Annotated in this window: 17 protein-coding genes; 4 read left to right on the top strand and 13 right to left on the bottom strand. The window is 47.7% G+C overall.

Annotated elements, in window-relative coordinates; translation table 11 throughout:
• Nucleotides 1-212 precede the first annotated feature (212 nt).
• From WH37_RS06695 to WH37_RS06665, 7 genes are all read right to left on the bottom strand, one after another.
• Nucleotides 213-1,928 carry an ABC transporter ATP-binding protein gene (locus tag WH37_RS06695; RefSeq protein ID WP_046229806.1) on the bottom strand — a complete coding sequence of 572 codons (1,716 nt, stop codon included), beginning with the start codon at nt 1,926-1,928 and terminating at the stop codon, nt 213-215.
• A gap of 179 nt (nt 1,929-2,107) precedes the next feature.
• The gene (locus WH37_RS06690; RefSeq protein WP_046229805.1) at nt 2,108-2,989 is read right to left on the bottom strand and encodes a carbohydrate ABC transporter permease; all 882 of its coding nucleotides are present in this window, start codon (nt 2,987-2,989) and stop codon (nt 2,108-2,110) included.
• A gap of 13 nt (nt 2,990-3,002) precedes the next feature.
• Nucleotides 3,003-3,884: a carbohydrate ABC transporter permease gene (locus WH37_RS06685; RefSeq protein ID WP_046229804.1), complete on the bottom strand. Its 882-nt coding sequence runs from the start codon at nt 3,882-3,884 to the stop codon at nt 3,003-3,005.
• Nucleotides 3,885-3,978: 94 nt separating this feature from the next.
• Nucleotides 3,979-5,304, bottom strand: coding sequence for an ABC transporter substrate-binding protein (locus tag WH37_RS06680; protein WP_046229803.1), 1,326 nt, complete (start codon nt 5,302-5,304; stop codon nt 3,979-3,981).
• A 110-nt stretch (nt 5,305-5,414) separates the two neighbouring features.
• Entirely contained in the window at nt 5,415-6,203 is a 789-nt protein-coding gene (locus tag WH37_RS06675) for a response regulator transcription factor (protein WP_046229802.1), read from the bottom strand.
• Complete coding sequence (locus WH37_RS06670) at nt 6,178-7,959, bottom strand: cache domain-containing sensor histidine kinase (RefSeq protein ID WP_046229801.1); 1,782 nt, start codon at nt 7,957-7,959, stop codon at nt 6,178-6,180. The genes WH37_RS06675 and WH37_RS06670 overlap by 26 nt, the downstream gene beginning before the upstream one ends.
• A gap of 434 nt (nt 7,960-8,393) precedes the next feature.
• Nucleotides 8,394-9,770, bottom strand: coding sequence for an aldehyde dehydrogenase (locus WH37_RS06665; protein ID WP_046229800.1), 1,377 nt, complete (start codon nt 9,768-9,770; stop codon nt 8,394-8,396).
• 182 nt (nt 9,771-9,952) lie between these two features.
• On the opposite strand from WH37_RS06665, the gene WH37_RS06660 reads away from it, so the two are divergent.
• The 3 genes from WH37_RS06660 (at nt 9,953) to WH37_RS06655 (ending at nt 10,920) form a co-directional block, all read left to right on the top strand.
• Nucleotides 9,953-10,288, top strand: a complete 336-nt coding sequence (locus WH37_RS06660; protein WP_046229799.1) for a DUF1904 family protein — start codon at nt 9,953-9,955, stop codon at nt 10,286-10,288.
• Nucleotides 10,289-10,450: 162 nt separating this feature from the next.
• Entirely contained in the window at nt 10,451-10,603 is a 153-nt protein-coding gene (locus tag WH37_RS34475) for a DUF1540 domain-containing protein (RefSeq protein ID WP_074905010.1), read from the top strand.
• 122 nt (nt 10,604-10,725) lie between these two features.
• On the top strand, nt 10,726-10,920 hold the full coding sequence (locus WH37_RS06655) for a cysteine-rich CWC family protein (RefSeq protein WP_052736852.1): 195 nt from the start codon (nt 10,726-10,728) through the stop codon (nt 10,918-10,920).
• Nucleotides 10,921-10,943: 23 nt separating this feature from the next.
• Here the strand turns inward: WH37_RS06655 and WH37_RS06650 are convergent, their stop codons facing one another.
• The 6 genes from WH37_RS06650 to WH37_RS06625 form a co-directional block, all read right to left on the bottom strand.
• Nucleotides 10,944-13,049: a putative bifunctional diguanylate cyclase/phosphodiesterase gene (locus WH37_RS06650; protein ID WP_052736850.1), complete on the bottom strand. Its 2,106-nt coding sequence runs from the start codon at nt 13,047-13,049 to the stop codon at nt 10,944-10,946.
• Nucleotides 13,050-13,074: 25 nt separating this feature from the next.
• Complete coding sequence (locus WH37_RS06645; RefSeq protein WP_046229798.1) at nt 13,075-15,543, bottom strand: bifunctional diguanylate cyclase/phosphodiesterase; 2,469 nt, start codon at nt 15,541-15,543, stop codon at nt 13,075-13,077.
• Nucleotides 15,544-15,666: 123 nt separating this feature from the next.
• Nucleotides 15,667-16,818, bottom strand: a complete 1,152-nt coding sequence (locus WH37_RS06640) for a response regulator (protein ID WP_046229797.1) — start codon at nt 16,816-16,818, stop codon at nt 15,667-15,669.
• A gap of 194 nt (nt 16,819-17,012) precedes the next feature.
• Nucleotides 17,013-17,495 carry a ferric iron uptake transcriptional regulator gene (fur, locus tag WH37_RS06635; RefSeq protein ID WP_046229796.1) on the bottom strand — a complete coding sequence of 161 codons (483 nt, stop codon included), beginning with the start codon at nt 17,493-17,495 and terminating at the stop codon, nt 17,013-17,015.
• Nucleotides 17,496-17,839: 344 nt separating this feature from the next.
• Nucleotides 17,840-18,622 (bottom strand): SDR family NAD(P)-dependent oxidoreductase, encoded by a 783-nt coding sequence (locus WH37_RS06630; RefSeq protein WP_046229795.1) that lies wholly within the window; start codon nt 18,620-18,622, stop codon nt 17,840-17,842.
• 36 nt (nt 18,623-18,658) lie between these two features.
• A complete protein-coding gene (locus WH37_RS06625; RefSeq protein WP_046229794.1) occupies nt 18,659-19,501 on the bottom strand; it encodes a helix-turn-helix transcriptional regulator in 843 nt (280 codons plus the stop codon).
• A 153-nt stretch (nt 19,502-19,654) separates the two neighbouring features.
• Between WH37_RS06625 and WH37_RS06620 the strand changes: the two genes are divergently transcribed.
• Nucleotides 19,655-20,396: SDR family oxidoreductase (locus WH37_RS06620; protein WP_156182249.1), on the top strand; the 742-nt coding region annotated here is incomplete at its 3' end.

Raw genomic sequence — 20,396 nt, 5'->3', positions numbered from 1 at the left:
TTTGTCGTATTTAATAATGATTGAAACGAGTTTACCATCGTTTGCCGAATAAAAGCCAATAGAGCTTTTCTATTTTGGCATTAAAAAAATCGATGATGCGCATCAACACGATTCGCTATTTTAAACGCAAAATGGCTCAGCATGAGATTCGTTCCCTCATGCTGAGCCATTATTTCGTCATCTTCTTGCGTTGTTAGTTTCAGCCGCTGCTGCTAAGCGCCGAACTGAGCTTTATGCAGGCGGTTATATACGCCTTTAATGGCCAGCAGCTCATCATGGCTGCCCTGCTCTTTAATGCCTTCCTCCGTAACGACAACGATGCGGTCAGCGTTCTTGATCGTCGCCAGGCGATGCGCAATAACGAGCGTCGTGCGCCCTTTGGACAGCTCAGCCAGCGCCTGCTGAATAGCGGCTTCCGTGGCAGTATCAAGCGCCGAGGTCGCTTCATCAAGTATAAGGATCGGGGGATTTTTCAGGAACATGCGAGCAATGGAAAGACGCTGCTTCTGTCCGCCTGACAATTTAACACCGCGTTCGCCGATAAGCGTATCAAGGCCTTGGCCCTGCGAAAGAATAAGCTCCTCCAGCTGCGCTCGGCGAGCCGCCTCCCAAATTTCCGCCTCGGTAGCATTCAGCTTGCCGTATGCAATGTTTTCACGAATCGTGCCGTCAAACAAGAACACATCCTGCTGCACGATACCGATTTGGCCGCGCAGCGACTCCAGCTTAATTTTCCGAATGTCGAGGCCATCAATCTCAATCGCCCCGCCTGTAACCTCATAGAAGCGTGGCAGCAGGCTGCATATCGTGGTTTTGCCGGCTCCCGATGGCCCAACAAGTGCTACCGTTTCTCCTGTTTTCACGGTCAAATCAATATGATTCAAAATCGATTTGCCTTCCTCATACCCGAAGGACACATCGCGGAACGTAATTTCTCCCTCCAGGCGGCTAATCGCCTTGGCATCCGGCGCATCCTCAATATCCGGCTCGGTTTCAAGCAGCTCCAGATAACGCTTGAAGCCGGCAATTCCCTTCGGATACGTCTCAATAACCGAGTTGATTTTTTCAATTGGACCGAGAAACACATTGGAAAGCAGGACAAACGCCATAAATTCGCCGAACGTCATTTGACCTTGAATCACGAACCATGTACCGCAAGCGAGCACAAACAAGGAAACGAATTTCATCAGTATGTAGCTGATCGATGAGTTCCAAGCCATAACGCGGTAAGCGACCAGCTTCGTTTGCAGAAAACGGCCATTGTTCACTTCAAATTGATCCACTTCATGCTTCTCGTTAGAGAACGCTTGAACGACGCGAATGCCGCTAACTGTATTTTCAACGCGGGCATTATAGTCAGCAATATCGGAAAACATCCGATGGAACGCCTTGGACATTTTGCGGCTGAAATACAGCGATAGGTAGATCATCAGCGGAATAATAATAAACGTCAGCACCGCCAGCTGCCAGTTAATGGTCAGCATGAGCCCGAATGCGCCAAGCAGCGTCATAACGGCAATAAACATGTCCTCCGGCCCATGGTGGGCAATTTCCCCGATATCCATCAGGTCATTCGTCATCCGCGATACGAGATGCCCCGTCTTATTGTTGTCGAAGAAGCGGAACGATAGCTTCTGAATATGGTTGAACAGCCTGCTGCGCATATCCGACTCAATCTGAATGCCCAGCTTGTGACCCCAATACGTCACCACATAATGGAGAAACGCACTTATAACATAAATGCCAATCAAGCCTACACAGGCCCATAAAATCCATTTCCAATTGCCCGAAGGCAGCAGATCATCCACGACCCGGTTCAAGGCAAGCGGGAACACCAGCTCCAGCAAAGCTGCAAAAACCGCGCAGGAGAAGTCCAGTATGAACAACCCTTTATAAGGTCGGTAATAGTCAAAAAAACGGCGAAGCATGTCATCATTCCTCTTCTGTCATAATGGTAAGCCTTATTGGAAAATAATCCAATGCTGATAATGATTATAATTATCAACGTTTCCAGTTTATCGCAGCCTAATTTTTAAAGCAATGGACAAAATGGAGATGAACAAAAAAAGACCTACATTAAAATTAGGTCTTAGAATTAATTCATCGTTTACCCTTTAACCGAACCCGCCGCAATCCCTTCAACAATACGGTTGCTGAGGAACAGAAACGTGATCAAAATCGGTAGAATGCTAATCATGAGAGTGGCTCCGATTGCCCCCCAATCCGTCGTATACTGACCGATAAAATTTTGCACGCCGACAGTCAATGTTTTATAAGAATCAGAGCTAATAAACGTGTTAACAAAAATAAATTCATTCCAGTTGTAAATCATGTTGATGATCGCCGTTGTAGCAAGCACGGAGCTTGTCATCGGGAATACAATCCGGAAGAACATCCGGTTGACCGAGCAGCCGTCAATTATAGCGGCTTCCTCCACCTCGCGCGGCAGCGCATAGTAGAACCCCAGCAGAATCATGATCGTTATCGGCATGTTGAAAGCAACATAAGATAAAATCAGAGACAGGGGATGATCCGTTAGCCCCACTTTATTAAACAGGCTGAACAGCGGGATTAGCGTGGAATGCACCGGGATCATCATGGCCACCATGAATAAGCCCAGTACAAGCGAGCTGCCCTTCCATTTCATTCTTGTGACGGCATAAGTAACTAAACTGCCCAGCATCACAGTTATAACCGTAGCTGAGACGGTGATCCAGACGCTGTTAAAAAAATAAACATCGATGTTCCCGGCGCTCCAAACCTTCTCGTAGTTTTCCCATCGAGGGTTCATCGGCAGTGACAAAGGCGGGAGATTGAATACCTCCTGATTGTTTTTAAGAGAGAAAAACAACAGCCAGACAAGAGGAAATAGCTGCAGCGCCGCGACCACAATCAAAACGGCATATAAAACGCTAAACCCCAGCTTGGTGCCGATCCCCGGCTTTGATTCCGACAGAGCATTCCGAATTCTTACATTCCCAGTAACCATGAAGTCTTCCTCCTTACGAGTATTGGATCGTATCCTTTGAGGCCGTTAATTTGCGAATGACCCAAGTGACAGCCAGACAAATGACCAGTAGAAAAAAGCCGATTGCGCTGCCATATCCAAAATCGTAGGCCCGAAACGCTTCATGATACATGTACGAGGCCATAACTTCGCTTGCCCCATTGGGACCGCCATCTGTCATAACAAAGATCAAATCAAAATATTTCAAAGAGCCCACAACAGCCAGTACAATCGTTACTTTAATCACTTCCATCACAAGCGGCAGCTTAATCTTCCAAGCAATTTGCAGGGCATTCGCCCCGTCAATCTTGGCCGCTTCCTCAAGTGACGCCGGGATGTTTTTCAGAGCCGCATAATAAATCAAAATATAAAAACCCGCATACTGCCACAAAATCGGAATAAATAAAGCAAACAATACGATCGATGACTCAGCGAGCCATGCGGGAGGGTTGGCAAAACCAAGTGATTCCAGCATGCTGTTCAGCACGCCGTTAGTTGGATGATAGATTTTGAGCCAAAGCTGCGCAATCGCTACCGATGATAGAAGCATAGGGATGAGATAGATTTTGCGAAATAAATTAGCTCCTTTAATTCGCGCGGCTAACACCATTGCTACAATAAGGTAGAGCAGAAGGCTTATTCCCGAGAAAACGGCAAGCAGCAGAGAATGCCACGCGCTGTTCCAGAAAGTTGTATCCTTAAACAAAGCAAGGTAATTATCCACCCCAACGAAGGTCATCGCACCAATGCCATTCCATTCATTCAAGCCGTAATAAGCGGTTAAAACAATCGGAATGTATACAATAGCTAATATTAATAACAGAGACGGCAGCACGTATAAGGCAATTATTTTTTTGTTCGAAAGCACTTTGTCCAATTGGGCCGACTCCTTTCCTTCATAATGAATGAGCGGAAGACATATTCGGGTCTTGCCCGCAGCTATGTCTTCCACCGATCAATTTCAAGAGTGCTTATTTCCCATCGGAAATGGCTTTATCATGCTCTTCCGAGAATTTCTCAGGCGTCGCTGCCTTGCCAAACAGAGCTTGAATCATATTCAGGTGAGTTTCGGCTGCATTCGCCTGCATTTGAACATCTGCGAATAAGGTAATGCTGCTTGCTTGATTCATTTCATTAAACAAATCAATGTAAAGCTGCGGCAGCTCCATGCTGGATGTATCCACTTTAGTCGCAGGAATAACGCCCGCCCCAGTTACCGCTTGCTCTCCCCACTGGGTTACAAAGTATTCGACGAATGCTTTCGCTTCCGCTTTTACCGCGGAATTTTCGGCCACGAATAGCCCGACACCCGGTCCGCCTACCCAGCTGTTAATGTCGCCTTTTCCGCCCTCAACATTCGGGAATTTAAAGAAACCAACACTGTCGCGGAAGTCTTTCGGGATATCTTCATTTGTTGTAAAGTTTGGCAGCTCCCATGTGCCCATCATATACATGGCGGCTGTGCCATTCAGAAACTCCGACTTTGCTTCCTCATTGGACAAACCGTTGAAGCCCTTCACGAATGCATGGCTGTCTACCAGTGTCTGTACTTCAGTCGCTGCTTGCAGCAATCCTTCGTCCATAAAGGAGCCTTCGCCGTTTATCGCACCGGATAATGTCTGCTGCCCAGCGATTCGGTCAGCTAGGTACATATACCAGAGCGAACCCGTCCAACGGTCCTTGTTGCCAAGCGCAATCGGCGCGATTCCATTTTCGGACAGTGTTTTTGCAACGGCCTTTAATTGCTCGTAGGTTTGCGGGATTTCAAGCTTGTATTTCTCAAAAAGGGATTTATTATAGTAAACCGGAGCAATGTTGAATTCAAGTGGAAGTGCATACGTTTTGCCGTCAATCGCATAGGCCTCTGTCGTACCGGATACGAACTTGCCGTTCAGCTCGCCGCTGAGCAAGTCATCTACAGGTGTAAACAGCTTTCCTTCCACGTACGGCTGCAAGAACCCGGCCGCCCACGTTACGCCGACATCTGGCAGTTTATTGGATGCCGAAAGCACCTTCAGCTTGTTTTTATATTGCTCGTTATCCAGCACTTCTTGCTTGATCGTCACATTCGGATGCTCATCCTGATAGGCTTTTATAATTTGATTCACGATTTTGTTTTGGCCTGCTGACACACCCTCCGGCCATAAATGCATAAAGTTAACCGTAACCTTCTCACCGCTCTCGCCTGCTGTCTCCTTACTGCCGCTGTTGCTTTCATTACTGTTTTGTCCACAGCCAGCTGCTACCAGAACCAGACAAATCGCCAATAAGAGCATCCATCCTTTTTTTCTGAACACGTTTACATCCCCTTTGTTTCTAATGTAAGCGTATTAAAACCGCTTTAATTAGATTGTAGCAACATCGTTCGCAAGCCGTAAGGACATAAGCATTGGGAGTAATACCATAATTATTGGATGCTTTTTTCTGAATTAGAGACGTTTTGACGATACTGTCCTGGACTAGTGCCCTCTATGGAACGAAACACTTTGACAAAATATTTTGCTGTTTGGTAGCCCACCTGCTCTGAAATTTCCGCTATCGAGTCTCTCGTATTGACCAGCAGCTCCTTGGCCCGCTGCACTCGTCTGCGACTCAAATAGTCGCTGAAGGTGAGGCCTGTCTGCTCTTTAAACAGAACGCTGAAGTAGCTGGCATTCATATGCAAATGATCTGCCACTGCACGCATGGATACCTGTTCGCTCAGATGATCATCGATATGGCGGAGCGCTTCACGCACCTGAACGCTGTACTGCTTCTCCTTTTGCACCGTCCCCAGTAGTTTGGGGTCAAAAAGCTTCTCCATTCTTACCATCCGGCTCATCTCTTCTTCCCTTTTCAAAGCCAGCTCGACTGCTTGCACTAATTTTTCTTTATCCAATGGCTTTAGCAAATAAGAGACGACCCCAAGCTGGAGTGCTTTCTGAGCGTAATCGAATTCAGGATGCCCGGAAATGACAATAACCACAGGGGGAGGTGTCATAGCGCTTAATCGTTCGACCAGCTCCAGACCTCCCACCTCTGGCATTCTAATATCGGTTACGAGCAGATGAGCTTCATTTTGCTGCAACCAAGCTAAAGCTTCCACTCCGCTGGATGCCATTTCGATCCGATGCCGGCCGCAGAACCACGCTTCCAGCGTTTTACGAATTCCCTGCCTTGTTCTAGGTTCATCATCCACAATTAAGATGGTCTTCATTTGTTCCAATCCTTTCCAGTCTATCAGGTATTTCAAACGTAACGGAAGTTCCGCGACCAGGCTCGCTCTGAATATCCAGCCCGCTTCCAGCCGCATGATAATAAAGCCTCAATCTACGCTCCACATTTGACACGCCAACACCTGTACCTTTGGAGCCGCTCACATAACCTTCTTTCATAAATGCTTGGAGAGACTCCACTGCGGCTGCATCCATGCCCGGTCCATCGTCAGTTATAATCACTCGCGTAAACCCTTCCCGGCTTGAAGGCTCGGCACGAAGGACGACAGTCCCCGGCCCGACCCGCTGCTCAATTCCATGCAATATAGCGTTTTCTACGAGCGGTTGAATTAATAGTTTGGGCACGGGTACAGTCCTGCACGCCTCTGCAGCCTCTATTCGCCACGACAGTCTATCCACCATCCGCATCTCCATGATTCTTAAATAACGTTCCGCATGATCCAATTCATCACCTATCGTAACCCACTCATCATCCTCAGTTCGGTTGATCACATAACGGAACAAGCCTGACATGGCGACTACGATTTGCGCAAGGTCCTCTTCCCCTTTATCATCAAGCTCCCAATAAAACGCTTCCAATGTGTTAAACAGAAAGTGAGGATTAATTTGGGCTTGCAGCGCTTTCAGTTCAGTTCGACTCTGTATAATTTCCTTCTGGTAGACGACCTCAATTAGTTCATTCAAGGAATCGACCATTTGGTTATATGTGTTATTGAGCTCATTGATTTCCATGGTTGAGGAGGTATTCGGGTTCGTTTTCAACGTGCCAAATCTGGCACCGCGCATCGCTTTAATCAAGTTTAATATCGGTCTGGTAATCATCGTTGACAAAATAAAGCTCAATACCAGAAACAACAATCCCCCGACCGCGCCGGATACAAGAATAGCAGTCCGTAGAACTGAAATACCTGCCGTTGCATAATTTACAGGTGTCAATATCGCCAGCTTCCACCCCGTTTCCTTCGATTGCTGCTCAATCGCAATATACGATTCATTGCCCACCGTAATCGCTTCTCCTCCATGATCAAGAATATTTTCCTCACTTGCATCCATAGCTAAATCAGAAAAAATTTCTTGGCCCGCTCCATCAAATAGAGCCATATGCTCCCGCGTTTCATTCTCATTTTCCGCTACGGCATCTGTGAGCTCAAAATAGCTTTTTTCAATATGAACGACTAAATAGCCAGCATGGATGAAAGAACGGTCCACTAAGCGAATATGGCGAATAGCAATGACAACGTTTGCATCCTGTGGGTCAAAGCCGAGCCAAACCAAGCGTCCTTTGCCGCTATCTGCTTGGCCAATCCATTCCTTCGGCACCCGGCTTTCCAGACTAATATCATCTAGCGGAAACAGCCTTCTATAATCGCTGCTGTACATTTCAAGCGCTCGGATCCCCGTGACATACGCTTCATATTTTCGGGCTTCCTGCTGCAGCGACTGACGTTCCTCAAAGCGGATCGGCTTGCCAGCGATTTCCTGCGTCAATAATCGCTGGATAGACGCATTCGTAGCCACCTGCGCGGTAAGCGTATCGATTTGTCCCAGAAGCACATCAAGCTTCCCCATAGCTTGAACGGCAGTCTGTTGAATATGCTTCTCCGCGCTGTTTCGCAAGAGCACGGAAACCTGGCCATACATAAAGTAGCCGACCGACGCCAGCACGATAACCATAACAAGCATAAATCCAATTAATATCTGGTTGCGCAGCGTATTCAACTGCCCTAGCTTCTTCAAGAGCCACATTCCTTTCTATCGTTACTTTATCGAAACTACTATACACAATAGTATAGAAATTCGATGTTCTGTCACCACAACACGAGGTGCTGGCAGATCAAATACTTGACGTTTTTCATAGGCTAGGCTGGGCACATCTTCAAGTTGCAGATTCGTTGGTTTACGTAAGCCGTCGCTTGATGGGGGCTTGCTGCTGTTTTTTGAATGTTGACCGAGTTAACATCGTGATAAAAGCGGCTATTTCCGTATCTCCTTTGCTGATTCTCAACAATTGCTCTGGCGTTAGCTTCACGATGCGACCTCTTTTCCGTCCTATTGTTTGTCCATATATCCTACCTCATTTTCCATAAATTTCATATAGGAGGCGCCTAATCAGTAAAGTTTTCGTTGTATTAAAAAAACCTCCTAAAATTCAGGAGGTTTTACGATTGCAATTATCTGAGCAGCTTGCGAATCAGCTTCTTGCCCCACTTGGACGTCGGATAGCGGAAAGGCATATCGAAGCGCGTTGTTTGTTTAAGCAAGCTTTTCTGATGAGAGAACGTATAAAAGGTTTTCTCCCCGTGATAGCTGCCCATGCCGCTGTCCCCCACTCCACCAATCGGCAAATGCGGCGATGCCATATGCATTAAGGTGTCGTTGATGCAGCCGCCTCCAAACGACAGCTCCCTCGTAACCCGGCGCTGCACCTCCGTACTCTCTGTAAACAAGTACAGCGCTAATGGGTGCGAACGCGCGGCAACGGCCGACATAACCTCCTCAATCGAATGAAACGAAATGAGCGGAAGCAATGGGCCAAAAATTTCTTCCTGCATAACTGGCGCCTGCCAATCCACGCCTTCCAGTACCGTTGGCGCAATGACCCGGCGGGCAGCATCCTTGTCTCCGCCAATTATAATGCGTCCGTCATTCATAAAGTCGGCAAGCCTTGCAAAGTGCCGATCGCTAATAATATGCGTGTAGCTGTCATTTTGGAGCGGCTCGCTGCCGTACAGCTCTTCAATCGCAGCCTTCAGCAGCTTGACGAAGCGCTCCTTTACCTCTTGATGAACGAATAAGTAATCCGGTGCAACGCAGGTTTGTCCAGCGTTTGTAAACTTGCCGAATGCAATCCGCTTCGCTGCGAGTGCCAGGTTTGCATCTTTATGCACGATGCAGGGGCTCTTGCCCCCCAGTTCCAGCGTAACCGGCGTCAAATGCTTGGCAGCAGCCGTCATTACGATTTTGCCCACGCCAACGCTCCCGGTAAAAAAGATATAATCGAGCTTCTCAGCCAGCAGCTCCGTGCTAACCTTGGCATCACCTAATACCGTCGTTGCCCACTCCGGCTCAAAGGCTTCTGCTACGATCATCGCCAATGTGTCAGCTACATTCGGCGCCAGCTCCGATGGCTTCAAAACAACGGTATTGCCGGCTGCAATCGCTCCAATGAGCGGCACAAGTGCAAGCTGCACCGGATAGTTCCATGGCGCAATAACGGCTGCAACGCCATATGGCTCGGAAATGACTTTGCTGGTGCTGCCAATATGCGTCATCGCTGTTTTGATACGCTTGGGCTTCGCCCAGCCCCTTATATGCTTAATCGTATGCCTAAGCTCCGTATAGATGAGGCCAAGCTCCATCGCATATGCGTCAAACTCCGATTTATTTAAATCCATCTTTAAAGCTGCCAGCAGCTTCTGCTCATGCTTTTGCATCACTTCGCGCAGCTTTTCCAGCTTCTGAATACGCGCATCAACCGAGCGTGTCTTGCCGCTCTCGAACCATTTCCGCTGCTTGGCAACGACTTCAGCCATCGTTATTGTTTTCATCGTCTTACATCCTTTCCTTGCAATGAACCCCGCTAAATAGAAATTTCTGTTAAGATAAAGATAACTTGCTTTATAATAGACTGCAAGGCTGGAAGTCCAACCTTTCTCGCAGTGGCGACCAGTGTCCTCATGCTAATCAATCGTTCAAATTATATAGAAGCTTACTGAAAGGAGAACTTGAAATGCCTCACTTATTATTTCGCGGTGTACCTGCACCAGAATTGCGCAGCATCGCTCCTGAGCTCGTTCAAGAGCTCGCCGTCCTCTGCGATTGCGGAGTAGATAATTTCACGATAGAATGCCTCGCAACCACTTCCATTTATGGAGGGCTTGCGCATGATCGTTCGTTCCCTTTTATTGAAATTGGCTGGTTTGAACGCGGACAAGAGGTTCGGGACCGCTTTGCCGCTATTGTACACCGTTATATGGAGAAGCTTGAGTCGGGAGAAGCAGAAATAGCATTCCGGACCTACAGCGAGAATGCTTATTACATAGAGGGCAAGCCTTACAGCTCCTAATAGATCATGCCTGCTGCTTGATTGGACAGGTTGTAAATGATGGCTTCATTTGGTAAACTAGACGGGTAACTATCTATAAAGCACAAATAACCTCTTACGCCAATAAGAGGTCCATAAGCTTTATATTTGTGCACCGACTACTAACCATGGGAGGTGATAGTAATGGCTAAAGACGTATTGTGCGAAGTCGACTCTTGCCGTCATTGGGTAGATGACAACAAATGTAGCGCTTCATCAATCTATATCGTCAGCAATAGCAGAGATGCTGCACACGAAGCTAGCGAAACAGATTGCCGAACTTTCGAAACGAAATAACTGATCTGATGGAAGGGATGTTGCGGTCCCTTCTTTCTTTATGTATTTTAACAATAATGATTATTATTATCAAGTATTTTGTTGAAATTTTTTTGACCCTTAGAGGAAAGGGGCTTACCGCCTTGAAAGAATGCCCATTATGCGGCGGGCCGGGCGGCTGCGCCATAGAAGCAGGGCTGGTGCCCCACTCCTGCTGGTGCTTCCGGGAGCGCGTTCCGCAAAGCCTGCTTGAACAAATTCCGCCTGCACAGCGCAACCAGTCCTGCGTCTGCCAAAACTGCGTCAAACAAGCAAAAGCGAACCTTCATTTGGAATAACAGCTACCAGTACCAGACTGTCGTTAATGCTTCAAATCGCCCCATATGCCATTATTTTCTGCTTGAATCGCTAAATACTTTTCCTCCAGCACCTGGGCCGGCAGCGGACGGCAATAATAGTAGCCTTGAATTTCCTTACAGTCATGACTGGTCAGAAAATCAAGCTGTTCCTTCGTTTCAATGCCTTCCGCGATAACCTCCATCTTTAAATGCTTGGCCATGGAAATAATCGTGGCGACAATCGCTTGATCGCTCTCATCCGTTGTAATATCTATGATGAAGGAACGGTCTATTTTCAGCTTATATATTGGATAATGCTTTAAGTAGCTGAGCGAGCTGTAACCCGTCCCGAAATCATCGAGGCTGATTTTAACGCCGGTGCTATTTAATTCATTTAATATCCCAATGGAATGCGAGGCGTCCATCATCATGCTCTCGGTAATTTCCAGCACCAGAAAGCTCGGATCAAGCCCCGTTTCTTCTAAAATCACATGAATTTGCTGAACCAGATTCGGCTGAAGAAACTGTCTTGCCGATAAATTGACGGATACCGATGCGAAAAAAACACCCTCATCATGCCACTTTTTCATTTGCCTGCAAGCCTCGCGCATCGTCCATTCGCCAATGCTGTAAATCAAGTCGCTTTCTTCAGCCACCGGAATAAATACACCAGGCGATATTATGCCTTTTGTAGGATGCTCCCACCTGATCAGCGCTTCAACGCCAATCATCCGATTGTCGATGGAGCTAATTTGCGGCTGGTAATACAATCTGAATTCCTCGCGCTCCATCGCCTTGCGCAGCTCGCTCTCCAGCTCCAGCCTGAGCTGCAGCTGCTCATTAAATTCACACGAATAATACTTATAGCCGTTTTTACCGTTGCGCTTCACTTCATACATCGCGGTATCGGCATTTTTGAGCAGCTGCACCGTATCCTGACCATTATCCGGATAAATGGCAATTCCTATGCTTACGGTCGTGTAAAAGTCTGTATCCTTCAAGCGGTAGGGCTGCTGGATGGCAGCCGTAATCCTTCCAGCGAGCAAGCCAAGCTGCTGCTCATCCTGAAAGCGATTAATTAATAACGTAAATTCATCTCCTCCCATTCGGGCTACTAAAGTTTCACTGTCTCTAACACAAGATTGAATACGACTGCCCATCTCCTTCAGGAACACATCCCCGTAGGCATGTCCAAGTGAATCGTTAATATTTTTGAAACGATCAAGATCAAGTACCATAACGGCAAAACGGGAAACCTGCTTGCTCGCATCGTCAAGGCTGGTACTACTTCGCTCAATCATTTTCGAGAGCTGCTGATTGAACTGGCGGCGGTTCGGCAGACCGCTTAAAGAATCATGAAAAGCCTGGTGAATCATTTCGCGCTCCGCTTTTTTACGAGCGCTATTATCGCGGATGATCGTCAAAACCGCTGGACGGCCGTTATGCTCAATCATTTTACTCATCGTTTCGACCTCAAAAACCTCATTACGAAAGCTGATAAGCTGAATATCCTTAATATTGGAGCGCTGCTTCGTCTTATACATCATCTTTACTCGCTCGGCTACGAGGTCCCAATCACTTGGATGAATAAACCGAAAAATATCCTGGCCAAGCAGCTGTTCGCTGGTCCCGCCAATCGTTTGCTCAGCCACATCGTTGATGAACACGATTTTGGAGTCCTGATGAATGACAATCGGATCTATGTATAAGTCCAGCAGCTCGTTGTAACGCGCCCTAATAGCCTCGCTTTCCTTCTGCTGCCTAATCGATTCCGAACGATCCCGAATGAGAAGATGGCTGCCTAAGCTGTTGTTGCTGGCATCATAAGGGAGCTTGTACAGCTCCCAACTGATAACTTCTCCTTCCGAATCGTCAAAATATAAAAAATGACGCTCGGAACTGGTGCCCTCTGGCCGGCTTAAAAATTGCTCAAGCCTTGCACCCTCCTCCTTCGTTATTCGTCTCAGCCCTGACAATCTGGCTCCAGGGAGCAAATCGCGGATAGCCTTCTGCTGATATTGGCTAGCAGCTTCATTCATATGAAGAATGACGCCATTTTCCCCCACTGTTATAATCGGCTCAGGAAACTGCTTGTACATGTTCGGCAAAGATTTCTTCCAATAGTCCACCTTATCACCTCCGCTGTCTGCTGAATCAGGAATGAAATGCTGTTTTCTCTTGGCGACCAGGTATGAAAAATTCCTCTTCTACATCAATAGCAGACAAAGGACGGCTGAAATAATAGCCTTGTATTTTCTCGCAGTCCTTATCAGTTAAAATGTCCAGCTGGGCTTTCGTTTCAATGCCTTCGGCAATAACCTCCATATTTAAATGCTGGGCCATCGAAATAATGGTGGATACAATAGCCTTATCGTTGTCATTTTCCGTAATATCGCGAATAAAGGAACGATCGATTTTCACCTTGTGAATCGGAAACATCTTCAAATAACTAAGCGAGCTGTAGCCGGTTCCAAAATCATCAAGACTAATCCGCACGCCAAATTCATTGAGCTGGTTCAAAATAGCTGTCGATACCGAAGCGTCCATCATCATGCTCTCAGTAATTTCCAGCTCCAGAAAATGCGGCTCAAGCCCGGTCTCCCGTAAAATATCCTTCACGTAATCGGCCAGATAAGGCTGATGAAATTGCTGCGAGGACAAATTTACAGATACAGGAATGAGCGGCCCACCCGCTAAATGCCATTTCCGCATTTGACGGCAGGCTTCTCGGAGCACCCAGGTTCCAAGCTCATAAATAATGCCCGTCTCCTCCGCAATCGGAATAAAAATGCCTGGCGATAGCACGCCTTTGGTTGGATGGTTCCAGCGTACGAGCGCCTCGATGCCAATCATCCGCTCATCCTCGGCTCTGATCTGGGGCTGGTAGTAAAGCTCAAGCTCATTTAGCTCCACCGCTTTTCGCAAGTCGCCTTCCAGCTCAATTTTGCTTTGCAGCTTGTCATTGAGTTCGGCTGAAAAATATTGAAAACCATTTTTGCCTTTTTTCTTCACTTCATACATCGCCGTATCGGCATTTTTAAGCAATTGGCTAGTATCCATCCCGTGCTGCGGGTATAAGGCAATGCCGATGCTGGCCGAAACATAAAAGTCGCTCTCCTTGAGACGATAAGGAAGCTGGATGGCATGAATAATTTTCTCGGCAATTTCCGTTACAATGCCTGCATCGGAATGAGGCACCATCAGGGTGAATTCATCACCGCCCATTCGGGCAAGCAGCACATTATAACCGTCTACACTGCTGCGGATTCGGTTGCCCATTTCTTGAAGGAACAGGTCGCCATAAGAATGTCCCAGCGAGTCATTAATCATTTTGAACCGGTCAATATCCAGCACCATTACGGCAAAAATAGAGTGGTCCTCCCTTATTTCTTCCCCTGCCGGCTTTGTTCTCTCAATTTCTTCATCCAGCACTTTATTGAACATCCTGCGGTTCGGCAGGCCTGTCAGTTCATCGTGAAAGGCCAAATATTTTACCTTCTCCTCCGCTTGCTTCTCTTCTGAAATATCTTTGGCGATGACGTAAATCCCCACAACAGCGCCGCCCACAATAACCGGAGCGCTTACAACGCTAATATCTACGCGCTCCTCGCCATTTCGCAATATGGCAGAAGTATACCGCTGGGCTTCGCCCTGAAAAGCTTTTGTAAACATCGCTACTGTATGATCCAGCTGGTCTGGCGCAATATATGGCAAAAGCAGCTTAATAGGCTGATGGAGCAGCTGCTCGCTAGTTAAACCTGTAATTTCCAATGCCGCTGGATTAAAGCCGATAATCTCGCCTTGAATATTAACCGAAATAATGCCATCCAAATTGTTGTCGAACAACGATTTGTACCACTTCTCATGCTCATCGAGCTGCGTTTCCTTGCTCTCCAGCCGTTTGGAGACAAACAGGACCAACAGCGACATCATGCACGTAATCACCGATCCAGCTGTAATGACGTAAGCAAGCAGCTTGTTAGCCAGCACCATTTCAAAAAAGATGGCGGTTTTGATATTCGAGCTGAACGTCGCCGCTATCATCCCTGTATAATGCATGCCCGCGATAGCCGCTCCCATGATCATGCCTGCGCTTAGCTTTTTCCAGAGCATGGCCTGCTTGCTCGTTTTACGGAAATAGAATACAAGCCATAAAGCTGTAACGGATGCGGCAAACGCAATAAAAATAGAAAGCAGAAACAGCAGCGGATCATAATGAATCTGAATCAGCATAGCCTCCATGCCTATATAATGCATAACCGACACACCGGTAGCCAGCAGCAAACCTCCTGCCAGCAGCCTGCCGATTTTCAATTCATCCCTTGCAATGACATACAGTGCAGCGAATGCAGCCACGATGACGGCCAGAAGCGACAGCAGTACAACGATCAAGTCATAAGCTACTACGACCGGCAGGGAGAAGGCCATCATGCCGACAAAATGCATCGACCAAATGCCCATTCCGAGTATAACGGCGCCCATCGTAATGCCCAGCCAGCGCTTGCGGCCGGTGGAAATACCGACCTTCTCGGCTAGATCCAGAGCTGCAAATGACGCTAGTACTGCAATTATGTAGGAGAAAATAATTAGTGAGCTATCATAGGTGCCATGGAGATGCCCCATTTCTTTCCCTCTTTTCAATTGGCAAGTATTTAAATTTTCAGTAAATTTAATCCATTATAATTAACTCTTAAAGAAGTTCGCTTAGATTGAACAGCTATGCATATGTACTGCGCTTACATTCGCTTATTGCGCTGACAAACGCTGACTATGCTTGTATTGCCATTGATCGTACCATTGCTGCACCGATGTCAGCGGCTCGGCATCAAACTCCTGCTTAAGCATAAGCATTAACTGGTCGTATTGCCGCTGCACAGCAAACCGCTCATTCATCCGGTCATACAAACGCATCAGCTCAAAATAAATCCGCTCCTCGGAGGGCAGCTGTTTTTGAATGAGCAAATATTGCTGGGCTGCCTTTGCCTCATTGCCAATGGAGTCATAATGCTGGGCAATGTGCTGGGCATGGCGCAGCCATACGGTGCGAAGCCGCCGACGCTCCGTTTCGGCCCATTCATACGAATATTCCTGCAAGTAGTCGCCAGGGTACATTTCCAGCATCTGCTGATGCCGCTCGAGTGTTTCATCTGTTAACGGTGGGATTCTCTTGATTTTCCGCTCCCACTCCTCCGTATCCAGCAGTACGCCATTCAAATCCAGCGTATAACCTTCGTCACGATTAACGATCCGGATGCCGACACCCTCTTCACGCATCATTCGCCGAATTTGATAAATCGCCGTATACAGCTGGGAAGTGCCTTTCCGCCAATCGATTTCCGGCCACAGCTGATCAAGCAAATCTTGCTTGCGTATCAGCTTTCCGCGATGCTCCAGCAAATAGGCGAAAAGCTCCTGTGCCTTCAAGGTTTTCCATTTAAGTGTAACGCTTTCATCGCTCTTCGGGCCGATACGCAGCGATCGAAAACAGTGGATCATTTGAGCGGGGCCAGATACAGATGGAACAGTAGGAGGCGCCATCCGGGCCCGTTTTAATAGCCTTTCAACCGTTACGCACAACCGCTCATGGCTGAAAGGCTTCATAATATAGTCATGAGCGCTAAGCTCAAATGCTTTCACCGCATACTTCTCCTGCTCAGTCAAAAAAATAAGCATAACTTCCGGAAATTGCTGAAGCACTTGCTCCGCAAGCTGCATCCCGTTAATCTCCTGCATATCAATATCTAAAAATAAAGCGATCGGAGGCTCAGCTAAAATATGCTGAAGCGCCAGTTCAGGATTAGAAAAACTACCCACAACATCGATGCCCCCGATTTTGCCCAGCTCCTCTTCCAGAAGCTTAAGCGCCAGAGGCTCATTATCTACCAATATAGTCTTCATGTTTTTGTCACCTTCTTAACTGGTAGTTTAAGCCGCAAGTCCTATACCTATATAACGGTTTACTAAGGCTTATTATCAATACCAAATAAAAATATGCCGTAAAAAAAAACGCTGAATCACCTTTATTTGGTCGATTCAGCGTTTTTCAGGCCATAGCTGGCTTCTATGCATGCATTTCTCCATAAAATTAGCAATTAACTAGCTTTCGTATCTTTGCCTCGCTTGCATTCTCCGGCGCTGCAGCTTTGGAACAGACCGGTGAAATCCAATCGGTGGTCGGTAACCGTAAAACCGAATTCGCGCTGTACGCGCTGCTCCAGCTCAAGCAGCCAATCCTCTTGAATTTCCTTCAGCACGCCGCACTTGGCGCAGATCAGATGATGATGCATATGCTCTTGGCTATCGTCACGCAAGTCGAAGCGGGCAACGCCATCGCCAAAGTTCATTTTTTCAACAATGTGCAGCTCGGTAAGCAGCTCAAGCGTCCGATAAACCGTCGCCAACCCGATTTCCGGGTATGTCTTCTTGACCAGCATATATACGTCCTCTGCGCTGAGATGATCCTGCTCGTTCTCCAACAGCACTCTTAAAGTCATCGCGCGCTGATGCGTCAGCTTGTAGCCCTTCGCTTTCAGCTGCTGGTTAATTTTATCCATTTGATTGTCCAGTTTGCTCATCGCTCATGAGCCTCCTTTGCATCGTCCTGCGGGCTTGCAAATTCTCAATTTATAATCATTATCATCTTAATTTTATTATAGATATATCAAAAAAGCAAGCATCCTAATCTTGAACAAGCAAAATGCTGCCATGATGGCTGCCCAAAGGAAGCGCAAGCGCAGGAGAAGCTTTTGACCATATATGAAGGTCGGAAGAAGCAAAAAACGCTGGCCGCAACCAGACGATGGCAGCGGCAGCAGAAGTTTAGAAGGGTTGGCTGCGAAGAAATAAGTCGCGGCCAACCTTTCAGCTTACATACATAAGGAGAGATGATGGCCGATGCCGGGTTTATTTTAAAACGAAGCTACAGCACCGCTGCCTTGCCGCCGTCAATATTGACGGAAGTTCCCGTAACGAAGGAAGCCGCTTCCGAGACGAGAAACGCAATCACATTCGCTGCTTCCTCTGGATTGCCGATGCGTCCGAGCGGAATATCATGCCACGGGCTTGCCGCAAACTCCTCCCACGATAGATCGGGACTCGTCCGTTTCCACATGCGTTCAATTTGATCGCTGCGAATGAGGCCGATACAGACAGCATTCACCCGGATCCCATCGCCCGCCAAATCCTTGCTCATCGCTTTCGTCAGCGCAAGACCTGCCGCGCGGCTGACCGAAGTTGGCAGCGAGGAGCCTGCTGGTGTCTTGCCGCCGATCGCCGTCACATTTACGATGGCGCCGCCTCCTGCCTCACGGAGATAAGGAAGTGCCGCGCGCGTGAAATGAATCGCCGCATACAGCTTAAGGTCAAGATCGGCTGCCCATGCATCAGGCTCCACCTTATCGAACGGAAGCGCTGCCGACGTCCCTGCATTGTTTACAAGAATATCGACACCTCCAAACTGCTTTACCACCTCAGCGACTGCACGCTGCACTTCAGCCTCGACCGACACATCAGCGGAGATGATCAGCGGCTTTTTGCCTGTCGCTTGCTCAATCCGTTCTGCTGCTGCTTGTAGCGGTCCCTCCTGTCTGGCCACTATCGCTACTTCCGCTCCCTCAGCCGCCAGTCGCAATGCGGTGGCAAGTCCAATCCCTTTGCTTCCTCCAGTCACAATGGCACGCTTTCCATGAATACCCAGGTCCATTTCAATTCCTCCTGTCAGATGAATGCTGTATTCGATTTATCCTTTTGCAACAAGCCTTCTGATCTTCTCGTCTGTTTCGGTTCCCTTCACGGGCGTATTAATAATAATTTGCAATTCCGGTGAAACATCCATCCGAAAGGCAAGATATTCAAAAACCATTTTCCCTTCTATAGGATGAAAAATAACTTTATGTCCCTCTGGCGCATAAAGAACCTCTTGGCGCTTCCACATTTCATTAAATTCCTCACTAATGCCGCTGAGCTCCTTGATTTGCTCGGACCACCATAAATCCTCGGTGCTGCGTCCATAGCCTGCACGAAATTGCGCCAAGCAGCTCCACGCGGCCTGTTCCCAATGCTCGCCCTTCAGCTTTCGAAAAGTAGGAGAGGTGAAAGTCACCCATACCAGATTGCGCTCTCGCTCATTTATCAGCTGATAATCACCGTATGCGGCACGGAAAGCAGCATTCCAAGCCACTACATTCATTCTCTCATCAATGATATAAGACGGGGCTGCCTCCATCTGGTCAAGAAAATGCTGAAGGCCCGGAACCATCAAGGCGGCCTGCTGCCTTTCTTCTAGAGGGTGCTGCCTGTGCGCAAGAAAAAACATATGCTTGCGCTCATCCTTGTCCAGCTGAAGCACTCGTGCTAGGCTTTCCAAAACCTCCGCTGAAACTTGAATTTTTCTTCCCTGCTCCAGATAGGTATACCACTCCACGCTCATGCCGGCTAACATCGCGACCTCGCTGCGCCTCAGTCCCGGCGTCCGCCGCCTGCCGCCTTGCGGTATGCCAAGCTGTTCAGGCAATATCCGTTCACGACGGCTGCGTAAAAATTGCGCCAGCTGCTGATGGCGGTCGATCGTCAAACGCTCCATTTCATACCTCCTTCGCCACTACACCTTAGGGTAGTACTTTTTCTACCAGTATAACCATACCTCTCGTTACCATTTGTCATCCATTATACATTATCTATGGGGCAAGGAGCTTGATGCTCTAATAATAATGAACTTATATTAGGAGGATTTACAATGGGAGAGCAGAATAAAAACAGCGATACAATTGCATTGATTACGGGTGCGAATAAAGGGATCGGGTTTGAAACGGCGCGAAAATTGGGCCAGCAGGGCTTTACCATTCTGGTTGGCGCGCGGAACAAGGAAAGAGGGGAAGAGGCTGCAGCAAGGCTGCAATCTGAGGGCATTCATGCCCATTTTCTAGAACTGGACGCTACAAGCCAGCCATCTATTGATCGTGCTGCGAAGGAAATGGAAAGCAGCTACGGCAAACTCGATATTCTGATTAATAATGCGGGCACAACGTTCGGCAAGCTTGAGGAAATATTGGTGCCGTCCACTACTGACACTAACGCATTAAGAGACACATTCGAAATCAATTTTTTCGGCATGTTTGCCGTTACGAAAGCGATGCTGCCGCTTTTACGTCTCGCACCGGAAGGCCGCATTGTCAATTTATCCAGCGGACTGGGCTCCTTAGCCCAGCAAACAGATCCTGAATATGAGTATTATCATCACAAAATTTTACTTTATAATGCTTCCAAAACAGCCGTTAATTCACTGACCGTCCATTTCGCCTATGAATTAAGGGATACGGCCATTAAAGTGAATTCTGCAGATCCTGGTTACACAGCAACCGACTTAAACGGCTTTCAAGGCACACGTTCGGTTGAACAGGCTGCAGCCGTTGTCATTTCGCTCGCGACGCTTCGAGCGGAAGGTCCGACAGGCGGTTTCTTTGACGAGAACGGGGTCG

This window comes from Paenibacillus algorifonticola (assembly GCF_000971975.1).
Taxonomy (GTDB): Bacteria; Bacillota; Bacilli; order Paenibacillales; family Paenibacillaceae; genus Pristimantibacillus; species Pristimantibacillus algorifonticola.
This window is presented reverse-complemented; position numbering and strand designations above follow the sequence as displayed.

Bases quoted from the DNA above. Each gene is read 5' to 3' on its own strand.
- WH37_RS34475 (WP_074905010.1), top strand. From the start codon at position 10,451: ATGGCTAAAGACGTATTGTGCGAAGTCGACTCTTGCCGTCATTGGGTA.
- WH37_RS06660 (WP_046229799.1), top strand. From the start codon at position 9,953: ATGCCTCACTTATTATTTCGCGGTGTACCTGCACCAGAATTGCGCAGC.
- WH37_RS06695 (WP_046229806.1), bottom strand. From the start codon at position 1,928: ATGCTTCGCCGTTTTTTTGACTATTACCGACCTTATAAAGGGTTGTTC.
- WH37_RS06625 (WP_046229794.1), bottom strand. From the start codon at position 19,501: ATGGAGCGTTTGACGATCGACCGCCATCAGCAGCTGGCGCAATTTTTA.
- WH37_RS06675 (WP_046229802.1), bottom strand. From the start codon at position 6,203: ATGAAGACCATCTTAATTGTGGATGATGAACCTAGAACAAGGCAGGGA.
- fur (WP_046229796.1), bottom strand. From the start codon at position 17,495: ATGAGCAAACTGGACAATCAAATGGATAAAATTAACCAGCAGCTGAAA.
- WH37_RS06690 (WP_046229805.1), bottom strand. From the start codon at position 2,989: ATGGTTACTGGGAATGTAAGAATTCGGAATGCTCTGTCGGAATCAAAG.
- WH37_RS06665 (WP_046229800.1), bottom strand. From the start codon at position 9,770: ATGAAAACAATAACGATGGCTGAAGTCGTTGCCAAGCAGCGGAAATGG.
- WH37_RS06645 (WP_046229798.1), bottom strand. From the start codon at position 15,543: ATGGGGCATCTCCATGGCACCTATGATAGCTCACTAATTATTTTCTCC.
- WH37_RS06640 (WP_046229797.1), bottom strand. From the start codon at position 16,818: ATGAAGACTATATTGGTAGATAATGAGCCTCTGGCGCTTAAGCTTCTG.
- WH37_RS06630 (WP_046229795.1), bottom strand. From the start codon at position 18,622: ATGGACCTGGGTATTCATGGAAAGCGTGCCATTGTGACTGGAGGAAGC.